Annotated in this window: 15 protein-coding genes and 1 pseudogene; 5 read left to right on the top strand and 11 right to left on the bottom strand. The window is 71.5% G+C overall.

Annotated elements, in window-relative coordinates:
* Nucleotides 1–144: 144 nt before the first annotated feature.
* Complete coding sequence (locus tag ABZY11_RS12135; protein WP_356479042.1) at nt 145–420, bottom strand: hypothetical protein; 276 nt, start codon at nt 418–420, stop codon at nt 145–147.
* A gap of 316 nt (nt 421–736) precedes the next feature.
* Here ABZY11_RS12135 and ABZY11_RS12130 point away from each other — a divergent pair.
* Nucleotides 737–859: pseudogene (locus ABZY11_RS12130) on the top strand (class F sortase); the annotation flags it as partial.
* A gap of 88 nt (nt 860–947) precedes the next feature.
* On the opposite strand, the gene ABZY11_RS12125 reads toward ABZY11_RS12130, so the two are convergent.
* Nucleotides 948–1,790 (bottom strand): polysaccharide deacetylase family protein, encoded by an 843-nt coding sequence (locus ABZY11_RS12125; protein WP_356479041.1) that lies wholly within the window; start codon nt 1,788–1,790, stop codon nt 948–950.
* A gap of 165 nt (nt 1,791–1,955) precedes the next feature.
* Here ABZY11_RS12125 and ABZY11_RS12120 point away from each other — a divergent pair, with 165 nt between their 5' ends.
* The 3 genes from ABZY11_RS12120 (at nt 1,956) to ABZY11_RS12110 (ending at nt 4,737) form a co-directional block, all read left to right on the top strand.
* Nucleotides 1,956–2,417 (top strand): universal stress protein, encoded by a 462-nt coding sequence (locus ABZY11_RS12120; protein ID WP_356479040.1) that lies wholly within the window; start codon nt 1,956–1,958, stop codon nt 2,415–2,417.
* Between the two features lie 109 nt (nt 2,418–2,526).
* Entirely contained in the window at nt 2,527–3,969 is a 1,443-nt protein-coding gene (locus ABZY11_RS12115; protein WP_356479039.1) for an amino acid permease, read from the top strand.
* 198 nt (nt 3,970–4,167) lie between these two features.
* A complete protein-coding gene (locus ABZY11_RS12110) occupies nt 4,168–4,737 on the top strand; it encodes a sigma-70 family RNA polymerase sigma factor (protein ID WP_356479038.1) in 570 nt (189 codons plus the stop codon).
* Here ABZY11_RS12110 and ABZY11_RS12105 read toward each other — a convergent pair.
* Entirely contained in the window at nt 4,671–4,868 is a 198-nt protein-coding gene (locus ABZY11_RS12105) for a zf-HC2 domain-containing protein (RefSeq protein ID WP_356479037.1), read from the bottom strand. The genes ABZY11_RS12110 and ABZY11_RS12105 overlap by 67 nt on opposite strands.
* Nucleotides 4,869–4,993: 125 nt before the next feature.
* Here ABZY11_RS12105 and ABZY11_RS12100 point away from each other — a divergent pair, with 125 nt between their 5' ends.
* Complete coding sequence (locus ABZY11_RS12100; protein WP_356479036.1) at nt 4,994–5,512, top strand: hypothetical protein; 519 nt, start codon at nt 4,994–4,996, stop codon at nt 5,510–5,512.
* A gap of 15 nt (nt 5,513–5,527) precedes the next feature.
* On the opposite strand, the gene ABZY11_RS12095 is transcribed toward ABZY11_RS12100, so the two are convergent.
* The 8 genes from ABZY11_RS12095 to ABZY11_RS12060 all read right to left on the bottom strand — a co-directional run bounded on the left by ABZY11_RS12095 (nt 5,528) and on the right by ABZY11_RS12060 (nt 12,836).
* Nucleotides 5,528–6,757 carry a histidine kinase gene (locus ABZY11_RS12095; RefSeq protein ID WP_356479035.1) on the bottom strand — a complete coding sequence of 410 codons (1,230 nt, stop codon included), beginning with the start codon at nt 6,755–6,757 and terminating at the stop codon, nt 5,528–5,530.
* Nucleotides 6,754–8,235 (bottom strand): cation acetate symporter, encoded by a 1,482-nt coding sequence (locus ABZY11_RS12090; RefSeq protein WP_356479034.1) that lies wholly within the window; start codon nt 8,233–8,235, stop codon nt 6,754–6,756. The genes ABZY11_RS12095 and ABZY11_RS12090 overlap by 4 nt, the downstream gene beginning before the upstream one ends.
* Nucleotides 8,232–8,594, bottom strand: a complete 363-nt coding sequence (locus ABZY11_RS12085; protein WP_356479033.1) for a hypothetical protein — start codon at nt 8,592–8,594, stop codon at nt 8,232–8,234. Before ABZY11_RS12085 ends, ABZY11_RS12090 begins: the two co-directional genes overlap by 4 nt.
* A 62-nt stretch (nt 8,595–8,656) precedes the next feature.
* Entirely contained in the window at nt 8,657–9,409 is a 753-nt protein-coding gene (locus ABZY11_RS12080; RefSeq protein ID WP_356479032.1) for a LytTR family DNA-binding domain-containing protein, read from the bottom strand.
* A gap of 88 nt (nt 9,410–9,497) precedes the next feature.
* A complete protein-coding gene (locus ABZY11_RS12075) occupies nt 9,498–10,358 on the bottom strand; it encodes a DNA-formamidopyrimidine glycosylase family protein (RefSeq protein WP_356479031.1) in 861 nt (286 codons plus the stop codon).
* A gap of 322 nt (nt 10,359–10,680) precedes the next feature.
* Nucleotides 10,681–11,535, bottom strand: coding sequence for an amidohydrolase family protein (locus ABZY11_RS12070; protein ID WP_356479030.1), 855 nt, complete (start codon nt 11,533–11,535; stop codon nt 10,681–10,683).
* 1 nt (nt 11,536) lies between these two features.
* Entirely contained in the window at nt 11,537–11,848 is a 312-nt protein-coding gene (locus ABZY11_RS12065; RefSeq protein WP_329818975.1) for an L-rhamnose mutarotase, read from the bottom strand.
* Between the two features lies 1 nt (nt 11,849).
* Nucleotides 11,850–12,836 carry an aldo/keto reductase gene (locus tag ABZY11_RS12060; protein ID WP_356479061.1) on the bottom strand — a complete coding sequence of 329 codons (987 nt, stop codon included), beginning with the start codon at nt 12,834–12,836 and terminating at the stop codon, nt 11,850–11,852.
* Nucleotides 12,837–12,942 lie beyond the last annotated feature (106 nt).

The following is a 12,942-nucleotide window of genomic DNA, read 5'->3' as shown; positions in this document are numbered from 1 at the left end:
GGCCCGACATTGGGCCCCGGCGTGGTTGGGCGTCCCGACCGACCTGAGGGCGGGGCACGTCCCCACCGTCCGTTACGCCCCCCGGGGACCGGCCGCCGCCCCGGGGGCGACTGGCGTCCCGGGTCCGTGCCGATGCCTTCCCGGTCAGGCTCCCGCCCGGCCCGTCATCCGACGGCGCACGAGGAACACTCCTGTGCCGACCGCCGCCGTGAGAACCAGACCGGCGCCGGCGTTCATGTCCGCGGGCATGGTTGCCACCGAGCCGCCCCGCACGTCCCGGCCCGGCGAGACCGGCGCATCGCTCGGACCGTTGCTGTTCCGGCCGCTGACGTCGTCCCCGCCCGCCGTGGCCATCGGGGCAGCGAACCCGAGGGCGGCGACGGCGGTCGCCGAGACAACGAGACCACGTGTTGCACGCATCGTCCGAACCTCCAGCGGGAAGCGCCCCGAAGGCTCTGCACCCCGGGACGGATCGACGAGAACGCCTCCCATGACGAACCCTCATCAGATCCTTGCTCCCCCGCATTTCGGGACTGCTCCACCCCGGCGGTCCGACACGCCGTGCCGGTACCCAACGGACCTGACTACGCCGCAGGTCACGCGCCGTCAGCACGTTCCCGCGGGCCGGTCACTCCGATGAGCGGGGGCTGCGGGGACGCCACCCGTTCGCCCTCCTCCGATCGCAGCCCGGCCGTCCCGCGCCTAGCGTTCCAAGCGTCGCGACGAAGGGAGCACCATGGACCGGGACAACTGGCGCGTCGAACGGACCGGGCACTCACCGTGGGGCGCTCTCGCTCTGGTGGTGCTCACCGGCCTGGCCCTGGCGCGGAACGGCGCGGACCTCTCGCCGGGTCTCCCGCACCTGGTCGCCGCCGTCTCGGCCGATGCCGCTCCGCCGGACCCCGGTCTCCCGGGCCGATAGCGGAACGGCGTCGCGAGCCGCGCGCTCAGCGGCGCTGCGGCACCGTGATCCGGTAGCCCTCGTCGAGCAGTCCGGGAAGGTACCGGCGCAGCGCGGCCACGCTCTGCGAACGGTCGCCCCCCGCGTCGTGCGACAGCACGACGACGCCGGGTGCGGCCCCTTCCCGGACCCTGCGGACGATGGTGCCGACACCGGGTTCGGTCCAGTCCAGGGTGTCGACGGTCCAGGCCATCGGCTCCATGCCCAGGTCGGCACCGATCTCGAAGGAGTTGCGGTTCCACGCTCCGTACGGTGCCCGGTACCAGAGCGGCGGAGCGCCGGTGATCCTGTCGATCACCTCGCTGGTGGGGCCGAGCTCGTCGCGGACACCGGCCCGGGAGAGCTTGGTGACCAGGGGATGGGTCCAGGAGTGGTTTCCGATGGTGTGTCCGTCGTCGGCGATGGCCCGCACCAGGTCCTGGTTGTCGTTGGCCATTTCTCCGCAGACGAAGAACATCGCCCGGACCTCGTGTTCGCGCAGCGTCGCGAGGACGTGCGGGGTGTAGAGCGGGTCGGGCCCGTCGTCGAAGGTGAGCACCATGGCCTGCCCGATCTCGGGCAGCGCCTCGAAGGGTCTGGTGCGGACCGGGGGCGCCGCCGACCGGAAGCGGGACGGGGCACCCGCGGTCATGGGCTGGAGCCGGTAGGCGTCGGGCCCGGCCCGGAAGGCCGACGGAGGCCCGGCCGCCCCGGCCGAGGGCGGTGCGGGGGTCCGGAGCGACTCTCCCGCCGGATCTGCGGCGATCATGCGAACGGCGGCGACCGCACCGAGTCCGGCGGCCAGTCGCAGCAGCGTCCTGCGCCCCGGCATCCTCTGATCATTTTTCATGACCAACTGCTCGCACGTGCGTGGCACCGCTCCGGTCATCGACACCGGCCGCGGCCGGTTTTGCACCCAATGGAGGGATCTCCGGCGAGGCAACCGGCAGCTCCGGACAAGGCCGTGCAGCGGCCCGCTCCGGAGTCACCCAGGCCAGCGGATAGCCTCACTGCCGTGACAGAACCGCAGCCCCATAAGTTCGAACGTGGCACAGACGGCCCGAAAGTGATCGTCGCAGGCCTCGACGGGTCCGATTCCTCCATGCGTGCCGCGGCATACGCGGCGGGGCTGGCCCGTCGCCAGGGCGCCATGCTCGCCCTGGTCTATGTCCAGCCGGTGCTGCCCGCGGGGGCTGCTCTCGGCGCACCGATCGCCGATACGACCGGCGAGGTCGCCGAGGAGCTGGTGAGCGAGATCCGGGAGGCGACGCGGCGGATGAAGGACATATGGGATGTGCGCTGGGAGTTCCACACCTTCCGCGGCGACCCCTACAACGGACTGGTGACCGCGGCGGACGAACTGAAGGCGGATGCCGTGGTCGTGGGCGCGTCGGAGTCGGCCGGGCACCGGTTCATCGGATCGGTCGCGATCCGGCTGGTGAAGGCGGGCCGTTGGCCCGTCACGGTGGTCCCGTAGGCGCCCCGGAATCCTCCGCTCCGTCGGACGGCACGCCGTCTTCCGCACCGGCACCGCCTGGGCCATCATGAGCGCCCGTCAGGGACAGCCGTCAGCGGAGAGGTGACTCATGGCAAGGCTCCGAGTGGGCGAGGGTGTACTGCGCCGCAAGCCGATCGAGCAGATCGACGAGAAGGGTCCCGCGGGGGAAGCCGCCACTCAGCTCACCAGATCACTCGGCCTGTGGCAGCTCACGGCCATCGGCGTCGGCGGCATCATCGGCGCGGGCATCTTCACCCTCGCCGGCACGGTGGCGAACGGCACCGCCGGTCCCGCGGTACTGCTCTCGTTCCTGATCGCGGGTGTGGCGAGCGCGGCTGCGGCGTTCAGCTACGCGGAGTTCGCGGGTCTGATCCCCAAGGCCGGCTCCGCCTACACCTACGGATACGCGGTGCTCGGCGAACTGGTGGGCTGGTTCATCGGCTGGGACCTGCTGCTGGAGTACACGGCGATCGTGGCGGTGGTCGCGATCGGCATCTCCGGCTACTTCAGCTTCCTGCTCGGCGAGATGGGGCTCGAACTGCCGAAGTGGATGCTGGGCGCGCCCGGCACCGGGGAAGGCCACCGGGTCGACCTGTTCGCCGCGCTGCTCTGTCTGCTCGTCGCGTACCTGCTGACTCTCGGCATCAAGAACGCGGCCCGCTTCGAGACGGTCGTGGTCGTCCTGAAGGTCCTGGTCGTCCTGCTGGTCATCGGCGTCGGCGTGTTCCACATCAACACCGCCAACTACACCCCGTTCTTCCCGTTCGGGGTCAGCGGGGCGTTCACCGGTGCGGCCACGGTGTTCTTCGCGGTCTTCGGGTACGACGCCATGTCGACGGCCGCCGAGGAGTCCAAGGACGCCCAGCGCCACATGCCGAAGGCGATCCTGTACTCCCTCGGCATCTCCATGGTCCTCTATGTGGCGGCGTGCCTGGTCCTGACGGGCATGCAGAGCTACGAGGACATCGACCCGGAGTCCGGATTCTCCACGGCCTTCAAGTCGGTGGGGCTCGGCGGGCTCGCCAATGTGATCGCGGTGGGCGCGATCATCGGCATCCTCACGGTGATGTTCACCTTCATGCTCGGCGTGACCCGGGTGTGGTTCTCGATGAGCCGGGACGGGCTGCTGCCGAAGTGGTTCGCCAGGACCCACCCGACCCGGCATGTGCCGACCCGGGTGACCTGGATCGTCGGTGCCGCCTCGGCCGTGATCGCCGGGTTCCTGCCGATCGGCGAGGCCGCCGAGCTGACGAACATCGGCATTCTGCTGGCGTTCGTCGTGGTGTGCATCGCGGTGATCGCGCTGCGCTACAAGCAGCCGGACCTGCCGCGCACGTTCCGCACCCCCGGCATGCCGTTCGTCCCGGGCCTCGGGGTGGTGTTCTCGATCTGGCTGATCACCTTCCTGCAGTGGCAGACCTGGGTGCGGTTCGTGGTGTGGTTCCTGGTCGGCCTGGTCATCTACTTCGGCTACTCGTACCGGAAGTCGGAGATGGCGAAGACACCGGGAGCGGGTACGAAGACGGGCTGACCGGGTGGCCGGGCGGCGGCTCCCCGGCACCCGTGCGCACCCCGCGCCGGCCGCCGCCCGACCGTTCACCGCACCATTCGCCGCACTGTGCGACCGCTCGTCGCACGGTGCCGCCCACCGCCTGTTCCTCGGCGCCCCGATGCGTTCGTATACGCCAGTCGGCAGCCAACAGGGACCTCGGCGGAAAGGGCGTTCACGATGACCACCACGACGACCGATGAGCGGGCCCTCGCGGATCTCCAGCGGGAGCACGGGCCCGCGCTCCTCCATTTCCTGCTCGGCCTGACCTTCGGCGACCGGCAGCGGGCCGAGGATCTGCTCCAGGAGACGCTGGTGAGGGCCTGGCAGCATCCGGAGGCCTTCGACGCCCCGTACGACTCGATGCGGCCCTGGCTGTTCACGGTCGCGCGACGGCTCGCGATCGACGCGCGCCGGTCCAGGCAGGCCCGGCCGACCGAGGTCGGCGACGCCGTGCTGGAGACCACCGCGGCCGGGGAGGACACCGCCGAAGCCACGGTCTCGGCCCTCGACGTACGCGATGCGGTACGCACCCTCAGCCCGGAGCACCGTGCGGTCCTCGTCCAGATGTACTTCCGCGGGCTCACCGTGGACGAGACGGCCCGGGTGCTCGGCATTCCGGCGGGCACGGTCAAGTCCCGGTCCTACTACGCGCTGCGTCAGCTCTCCCGCAACCTGCCCGGCTACTCCAGCAGGTCCTCCTCGCGCAGCAGGGCGAGCAGCGAGACGGCCTCCGCGACCTCCACGTAGTCGGCGGCGCAGCGGTCGCAGGACTGCAGATGACGGGAGACCGTGCGGGCTTCGCCGGCCGTGAGCGCGTCGAGTACGTAGGCGCCGAGCACATGCCGCACGTGCGGGCCCTCCCCGGGATCGGCGGTCATCGCATCCTCGTGTCGTGAACGCATCCGGTCGTGACGGATCCTGTCCTTCTGGCCACGCGGGGCGCGCTCCCCCGGTTCAATGCTCCGTGAAGCGCGGTGCCGAACAGAGAAAGAGGCGAGACGGGATGCGCCCGGAACGTCAGGATGGAACCGGTGGGAACGGGCTGCTGGTCCCGATGGCCTGGATGTACGCGGAGTACATCGCCGATGAGCTGCTGCGGACCGGCGATCTGATGGAGCCGTCCACGCTGGAGTACCGCGCGGGGCGCGATGCCCTGGCGCTCACAATATTCCTCTCCGACGGCGCGGTGGCCGATGCGCTGCCCGCGGCCCGGCTGGACGAGCTGCGCCTGCTGACGGCGTACGGAGCGGCGTGGTGCGGCTGGGTCCGTGAGCGGCTGGACGCGCTCGACGCGGCCCGAGTGTCCGGGACGCCCGGCCCGGATCCTGATCTGGCACTGGCCCGCGCGGCCTGGCGTTGGCTGGAGGAGACCGAACTGCTCGCGGCCGACCTCGATGCGATCGGTGCGCCGCCCCGGGATCCGGTGGGCGACGAGCCGGACACGGAGGAGGCGGCCCAGGTGTGGACGCCGGCCTGGCAGCTGGGGCTGCCGCTGGGGCATCTGGCGATCCATCTCCACTGAGCACAACCCGGCCGGTCAGGAACCGTGCACCCCGGCACGGTACTTGGGCAGTCGTACGGTGATCTTCATCCCGGCGCCGATGCCCGTCTCGATGACGAGTCCGTAGTCGTCCCCGTACACCTGGCGCAGCCGTTCGTCGACGTTGAGCAGTCCGATTCCGGTGGAGTGGCCGCCCTCGCCGCGCAGGATGTGGCGCAGGCGTTCCGGGTCCATTCCGGTGCCGTTGTCCTCGATGACGACCTCGGCCTCGGAGCCTGCGTCGAAGGCGCTGATGGTGATGCGGGTCGGGGTCTCCCCCGCCCGGACGGAGCCGGGGTCCCGGGGAACGGGCACGGCACCTTCGAGGCCGTGTTTGACGGCGTTCTCGACCAGGGGCTGGAGGCAGAGGAACGGCAGGGCGACGGGCAGGACCTCGGGAGCGATCTGGAGGGTGACCGCGAGCCGTTCGCCGAAGCGGGCCCGTACCAGTGCCAGGTACTGGTCTATGGAGTGGAGTTCGTCGGCGAGGGTGGTGAAGTCGCCGTGGCTGCGGAACGAGTAGCGGGTGAAGTCGGCGAATTCCAGCAGGAGTTCGCGGGCCCGTTCCGGGTCGGTGCGGACGAACGAGGCGATGGCGGCGAGCGAGTTGAAGATGAAGTGCGGGGAGATCTGGGCCCGCAGCGCTCTGATCTCGGCCTCGATGAGCTGGGTGCGGGAGCGGTCGAGTTCGGCGAGCTCCAGCTGTACGCAGACCCAGCGGGCCACCTCTCCGGCGGCTCTCGCCAGCACCGCGGATTCGCGCGGTGCGTAGGCGATCAGGGTGCCCAGTACCCGGTTGTCGACGGTGAGCGGCACGGCGACGGCCCAGCGCAGCGGGCAGTCCAGGTCGTCGCAGTCGCTGCGGAAGGCGGTGTCCCGGCCGCTGGCGAGGAGGCCCCGCACCTGGTCCATGACGTGGCGGCCGTGGTGTTCGCCCTCGCCGTCCCAGACGAGCACCCGGTCGCGGTCGGTGAGGCAGAGGGCGTCGGTGCCGAGCAGGGAGCGCAGCCTGCGGGCGGATCTGCGGGCGCTCTCCTCGGTGAGCCCGGCGCGCAGCGGGGGCGCGGCGAGCGAGGCGGTGTGGAGTGTCTCGAAGGTGGCGTGCTCGACGGGGGTCCCGACGTCGCTGGTGCGGACGGGGCGGGCGGTGCGGCGGCCGAGCAGGAATCCCGCGCCGAGCAGCAGGAGGGCGAGCAGGACGAGTACCGCGTATCCGGCTCCGGTCATCGGTGTCTCCCCGACGTCAGTGCTTCGGGCAGGTGGAAGCGGGTCATGGCGGCGTTCGTGCCGGGCGGTATGCGGCCGGGCGTGGCGAGGGACACCAGGACCATCGCGAGGAAGCCGACCGGCACCGACCAGACGGCGGGCCAGGCGAGCAGGGCGTGCGGCCAGCCCGGCGGGCGTACCGCACCGCTGACGGTGATGGCGACGGACAGGAACGCGGAGCCGCCGCCGAGCAGCAGTCCGGCGATGGCGCCGGGCGGGGTGAGCCGCCGCCACCAGATGCCGAGGACCAGCAGCGGGCAGAAGGAGGACGCGGAGACGGCGAACGCCATGCCCACGGAGTCGGCCACCGGCACCCGGCTGACGATCAGCGAGCCGGCCAGCGGCACGCACATGGCGAGGACGGTGGCGAGCCGGAAGTGCCGTACCCCGCGCGACGGCAGGACGTCCTGGGTGATGACACCGGCGACGGCCATGGTGAGCCCGGAGGCGGTCGACAGGAACGCGGCGAAGGCGCCGCCCGCGATGAGCGCGCCGAGCAGGTCCCCGCCGACCCCGCCGACGATCCGGCCGGGCAGCAGCAGCACGGCGGCGTCCGCGTCCCCGCCGTGGATCAGCTCGGGGGCGTACAGCCTGCCCAGTGCGCCGTAGACCGGGGGAAGCAGGTAGAACACACCGATGAGGGCGAGGACGGCGACCGTCGTGCGGCGGGCGTCGCGGCCGTTGGGGCTGGTGTAGAAGCGGACCACGACGTGCGGCAGGCCCATGGTGCCGAGGAAGGTCGCGACGATCAGCCCGTAGGTGGCGTACAGCGGATGGTCGGCGCGGAACACGGAGAGCTGCTCGTCGAAGGTGACGCGGGGCCGTCCGTCGCCCTGCCAGGCGAGTACCAGGAAGATCGCGGGGACCAGGAGTGCGGTCAGTTTCAGCCAGTACTGGAAGACCTGCACGAAGGTGATGGACCGCATGCCGCCCGCGGCGACGGCGATGACGACGACGGACGCCACGAGTACGTCGCCGAGCCAGCCGGGCGCCCCGGTGAGGATCTTGAGCGTCAGCCCCGCGCCCTGGAGCTGCGGCACGAGATAGAGCCAGCCCGCCGCGACCACGAAGATGCTGACCAGTCTGCGCACCTGTCGCGACTCCAGCCGCCCTTCGGCGAAGTCGGGCAGTGTGTACGCCCCCGAGCGGCGCAGCGGTGCGGCGACGAAGACCAGCAGCACCAGATAGCCCGCGGTGTAGCCGACCGGGTACCAGAGCATGTCCGGGCCGTGCACGAGCACCAGGCCGGCGATGCCGAGGAAGGAGGCGGCGGAGAGGTATTCGCCGCTGATGGCCGCGGCGTTGAGCCGGGGCCGTACGGTGCGCGAGGCGACGTAGAAGTCGGAGGTGGTGCGGGAGATGCGCAGCCCGAAACCGCCGACGAGGACGGTCGCGAGAACGACGGCGGCGACCGCCGCCACCGCGTACGTACGGCTCACTGTGCGGGGCGGCCTTCCACGAGCCGGGCGAAGTCGCGTTCGTTGCGCTCGGCCCGTCGCACGTACCACCAGGCGATCAGGGTGAGCGGCGGGTAGGCGGCGAATCCGAGGACCGCCCAGACGAGCGCGGCGCTGTGCAGGGCCTCGAAGACCAGCGGCAGTGTTCCGACGACCACGGCGAGGACGGTGAACGCGGTGAGCCCGGCGCGCAGTTGGCTGCGCATCAACGAGCGGACGTACGCGCCGCCGAGTGCGGTCTGTTCGTCGATCTCCGACTGGGTGCGGTAGCGCGGCAGCGGGCGCACCCGCCGGGACTCCCCCGTCACCACTTCGCGCCGGGGTGTTGGCTCTGCGGACATGGGCCCGGAGTGTACGCAGCACCGGTCCGCCGTGGGAAGGGGCGGATCCTGGTAGGTGCTGGTCAGCGGCCGGTCTGGCGCATCAGCAGGTCGCGCAGCGCGCGGGTGTGGCGGCGGCTCACGGCGAGCTCCGCGGAGCCGATGCGGACGCTCATGCTGCCCGCGTCGAGACGGAGTTCGTCGATCCGGCCCAGGGCGACGAGGTGGCGCCGGTGGATGCGCACGAAGCCGCGTGAGCGCCAGCGCTCCTCCAGGGTGGTGAGGGGGACGCGGACGAGGTGGCTGCCGGTGGCGGTGTGCAGCCGGGCGTAGTCGCCCTGGGCCTCGGCGTAGGCGATGTCGTCGATCGGGATGAACCGGATGACCCCGCCGAGCTCCACCGGGATCTGGTCGCCCGCGGTGTCGAGCACGGGGGCGGAGCGGTCGCCGACCTGTTCGGCGACCCGGCGCACCGCTTCGGCCAGCCGCTCGCGGCGTACGGGTTTGAGTACGTAGTCGACGGCCTTCAGGTCGAAGGCCTGGACCGCGAATCCCTCGTGGGCGGTGACGAAGACGATGAGGGGAGGCGCGGCGAACCCGGCCAGCAGCTGGGCGACGTCGAGACCGGTGAGGCCCGCCATGTGGATGTCCAGGAACACGACATCGATGGCGGCCGGGTCGTCCGGGCCCGCCTCGACGGCGCTGCCGATGCGGCGCAGCGCTTCGGTGGCCCCGGTGGCCCCCTCGGCGCTGCTGATCCGGGGATCGGCGCGCAGGAGGTAGAGCAGTTCCTCCAGGGCGGGTTCTTCGTCGTCGACGGCGAGTACGCGCAGCATGGGCCGGAGTGTAGAGCGCGCACGGGGGTGAGGGGCCGGGTGATTCACCGCTTCTTCGCGTACCGGCCGGCCCGCGCACCCCGGCGGGTCATTTGAGCAGCCTGGAGAGGCGGCGGTCGGCCAGCGGTTTGCCGCCGGTCTGGCAGGTCGGGCAGTACTGGAGCGAGGAGTCGCTGAACGACACCTCGCGGATGGTGTCCCCGCAGACGGGGCAGGTCTCGCCGGTGCGTCCGTGGACCCGCATCCCGCTCTTCTTCTCGGCCTTGAGCTTTCCGGCCGCGAGGCCGCTGGAGCGGGCGACCGCGTCGTGCAGCGTGGTGCGCACCGCCGTGTGGAGGCGGGTGATCTGGTCGTCGGTGAGGTTCTCGGTGAGCAGGTACGGCGACATCTTCGCGACGTGCAGGATCTCGTCGCTGTAGGCGTTGCCGATGCCGGCGATCAGGGACTGGTCGCGCAGCGCGCCCTTGATCCGGCGGCGCTCCCCGGCGAGCAGTGCGGCGAAGGCGTCGCGGTCGAAGGATTCGTCGAGGGGGTCCGGGCCCAGCCGGGCGATGCCCGGCACCTCGGCCGGGTCGTGCACCAGGTACACGGCGAGGCGTTTGGTGGTGCCCGCCTCGGTGAGGTCGAAGCCGTCGCCGCCGGTGAGCACGGTACGCAGCGCCAGGGGCCCCTTGCCGGGGCGCGGTGGCGCGGCGGGGAATCCGTCCTTCCAGCGCAGCCAGCCGGCCCTGGCGAGATGGGTGATCAGGTGCAGCGGGCCCGCCCCGATGTCCAGGAACTTGCCGTGCCGGGCGATGCCGGTGACCGTGGCGCCGTGCAGCGCGGCGAGCGGCGGGTCGTACGTCTTGAGCACGCTCACGTTGAGCGGCAGGACGCGGTCGATCTCCTTGCCGACCAGGTGGTCGTCGAGGAAGACCCGCAGGGCTTCGACTTCCGGCAGCTCGGGCATGGTTCCAGACTGCCAGACCTTCTCCGCGGCAGGGCATCCGGCGCGAGGCACGGCCGTACGGCTCTTGGCAGCTCAGCGCCGGTCCCATCGACGACGGCGAACGCAACAGGTGTGTCGCCATCGCCGGATCGAGCGTTCTCCGCCCCTTGCGTTTGCGCTCTGCGCCGCGGGTTCAGGGCTCCGATTTGATCTTCTTCATGGTGAGGTGGGATTCGAGGCGCAGTACGGCGGGCAGGCCGCTGAGCCTGTCGGTCAGGAAGGCTTCACCTCGAAACTCTTGCGGTCCTGGGCGTAGATCTCGACGGGCCCGGACGGACGGCTGTCACAGGCCGTAGACCCGCTCGGCCGTGGTGGCGAGGACACGGGCCCGTTCGTCTCCGGTGAGGGCGTCGGTCAGGGTGCGTGCCGTGTCGACGACCACCTCGTACGTCGCCGCGAGCCGGCACACGGGCCAGTCCGAGCCGAACATCAGCCGGTCGGTACCGAAGGCGTCGATGACGGTGTCGGCGTACGGGCGCAGGTCATTCACGGTCCAGGAGCGCGGATCGGCCTCGGTGACCAGGCCGGAGAGCTTGCACACGGTGTTGGGGCGGGCGGCCAGCGCCCTGACGTCGTCGGCCCAGGGGCGCAGTTCACCGGCGGCTACGGGAGGCTTGCCGGCGTGGTCGAGCACGAAGGTCAGCTCGGGCAGCAGTGCCGCGGCCTGGACGGTGGCGGGCAGTTGACGGGCCTGGACGACGAGGTCGTAGACGAGCCCGGCGTCGGCGACGGCGCGCAGTCCGCGCCGGACGTCGGGGCGCAGCAGCCAGGCCGGGTCGGGTTCGCCCTGGACCTGGTGGCGGATGCCGACGAGCCGGTCGCCGCCGGGCAGTTCACGCAGCGCGGCCAGGGTGTCGGCAACGTCCGGCGCCGTGAGGTCGCACCAGCCGACGACGCCCGCGACGAGGTCGCTTTCGTGGGCGAGGGCCAGGAACTCGGGGGTCTCCTCCGCGACGGTGACGGTCTGGACGAGGACGGTGGCATGCACGCCGACGGCGTGTGCCTCGGGCCCCAGGTCGGCCAGGGTGAAGTCGCGCCGGAGCGGGGCGAGTTCACCGCCGGTGATCCAGTCCTGGTCGCGTACGGAGAGGTCCCACACATGGTGGTGGGCGTCGACGATCCGTTCCTGACCGGCCATGTCACAGCTCCCAGGCGACCGGGAGCCCGGCTCCGGCGCCGTCGGCCGAGTAGTCGTGCGCCACGTCGAGCAGCTCGTCCATCCTGGCCTGCCAGGCCACGTTGACGGGGAGCTGCTCCAGCTCGGCGAGAAGTGCGGCGTAGTCCTCGCAGTCGATGACGTGAAAGAGGTCGGTGCCGCTGCGCCAGATCGTCCAGGACGTGGCGCCCGCCGCGCGGATCGCCGCGGTGAGCTCCGCCGGGACCTCGCGGTGCGCGGCCTCGTACTCCTCGATGCGGTCGGCGCGGACCTTGGTGTGCAGGGCGATTCTCATGTCAGTGTCCGTTCTCGGTCAGCAGGCCCTCGGCGCGCAGCTCGTCCCAGAGCTGGTCCGGGATCTCGCGGCGGAGCAGGGCGGCGGCGTCGCGCACCTCGTCCGGGGAGCGGGTGCCCACGAGCACTCCGGCGACGGCCGGGTGGGCGAGCGGGTAGTGGAGGGCGGCGGCCCGCAGCGGGACGCCGTGGCCCTCCGTGACGGCCTTGATGCGCAGAGCCCGGTCCAGGAGGGAGAGGGGCGCGGCCGTGTAGTCGTACGTGGCGCCGGGGCGCGGGTCGGCGAGCAGCCCGGAGTTGAAGACCCCTCCGACGACCACGCTGCGGCCCCGGGCGGCCGCCTCGGGCAGCAGGCCGGTGAGTGCGGACTGGTCGAGGAGGGTGTAGCGCCCGGCGCAGAGCACCACATCGACATCGGTGTCGCGCAGGAACCGGGTCAGCATCGCGGTCTGGTTCATCCCCGCACCGATGGCCCCGACGACACCTTGCGCGCGCAGCTTCTCCAGCTCCGGGTAGGCCTCGTGGAACGCGGCCTCCGCGTGGTCGTCCGGGTCGTGCAGATAGACGATGTCGATGCGGTCGAGCCCGAGGCGTTCCAGGCTGTCCTCGATGCTGCGGCGTACGCCGTCGGCACTGAAGTCCCAGCGCCGGCGGTGGGTGGCGGGTACGGCGAAGCCCTCGGAGAGACCGTCGCAGTGGCCCCCGGAGGTGTCGGCGGGCAGCGGGTCGAGTACCCGTCCCACCTTCGTGGACAGTACGTACGAGTCGCGGGGCCGGCCGCGCAGGGCCTCGCCCAGCCGCCGTTCGGAGAGGCCGAGTCCGTAGTGCGGCGCGGTGTCGAAGTAGCGGACGCCCTCGTCCCAGGCGGCGTCGACCGCGGCGGTCGCCCGCGCCGGTTCGACGGCGGTGAAGAGATTGCCGATGGCGGCCGCCCCGAAGGACAGCTCGGTGACCTCGACCGCGCTGCTTCCCAGCCTGTTGCGCCGCATGCTGCCGCCGCCCTCCCCGATGATCGCTTCCTGCACACAGCGAATATTCATCGGATCACTTGGGCGCGTCAACACCCCAGGCGCCACTGCTTGTGGCACTTTCCCG

It is taken from the genome of Streptomyces sp. NPDC006510 (assembly GCF_040611955.1).
GTDB lineage: Bacteria > Actinomycetota > Actinomycetes > Streptomycetales > Streptomycetaceae > Streptomyces.
Note: the sequence above shows the minus strand (reverse complement) of the source record. Positions and strands in the feature narration are given on the sequence as shown.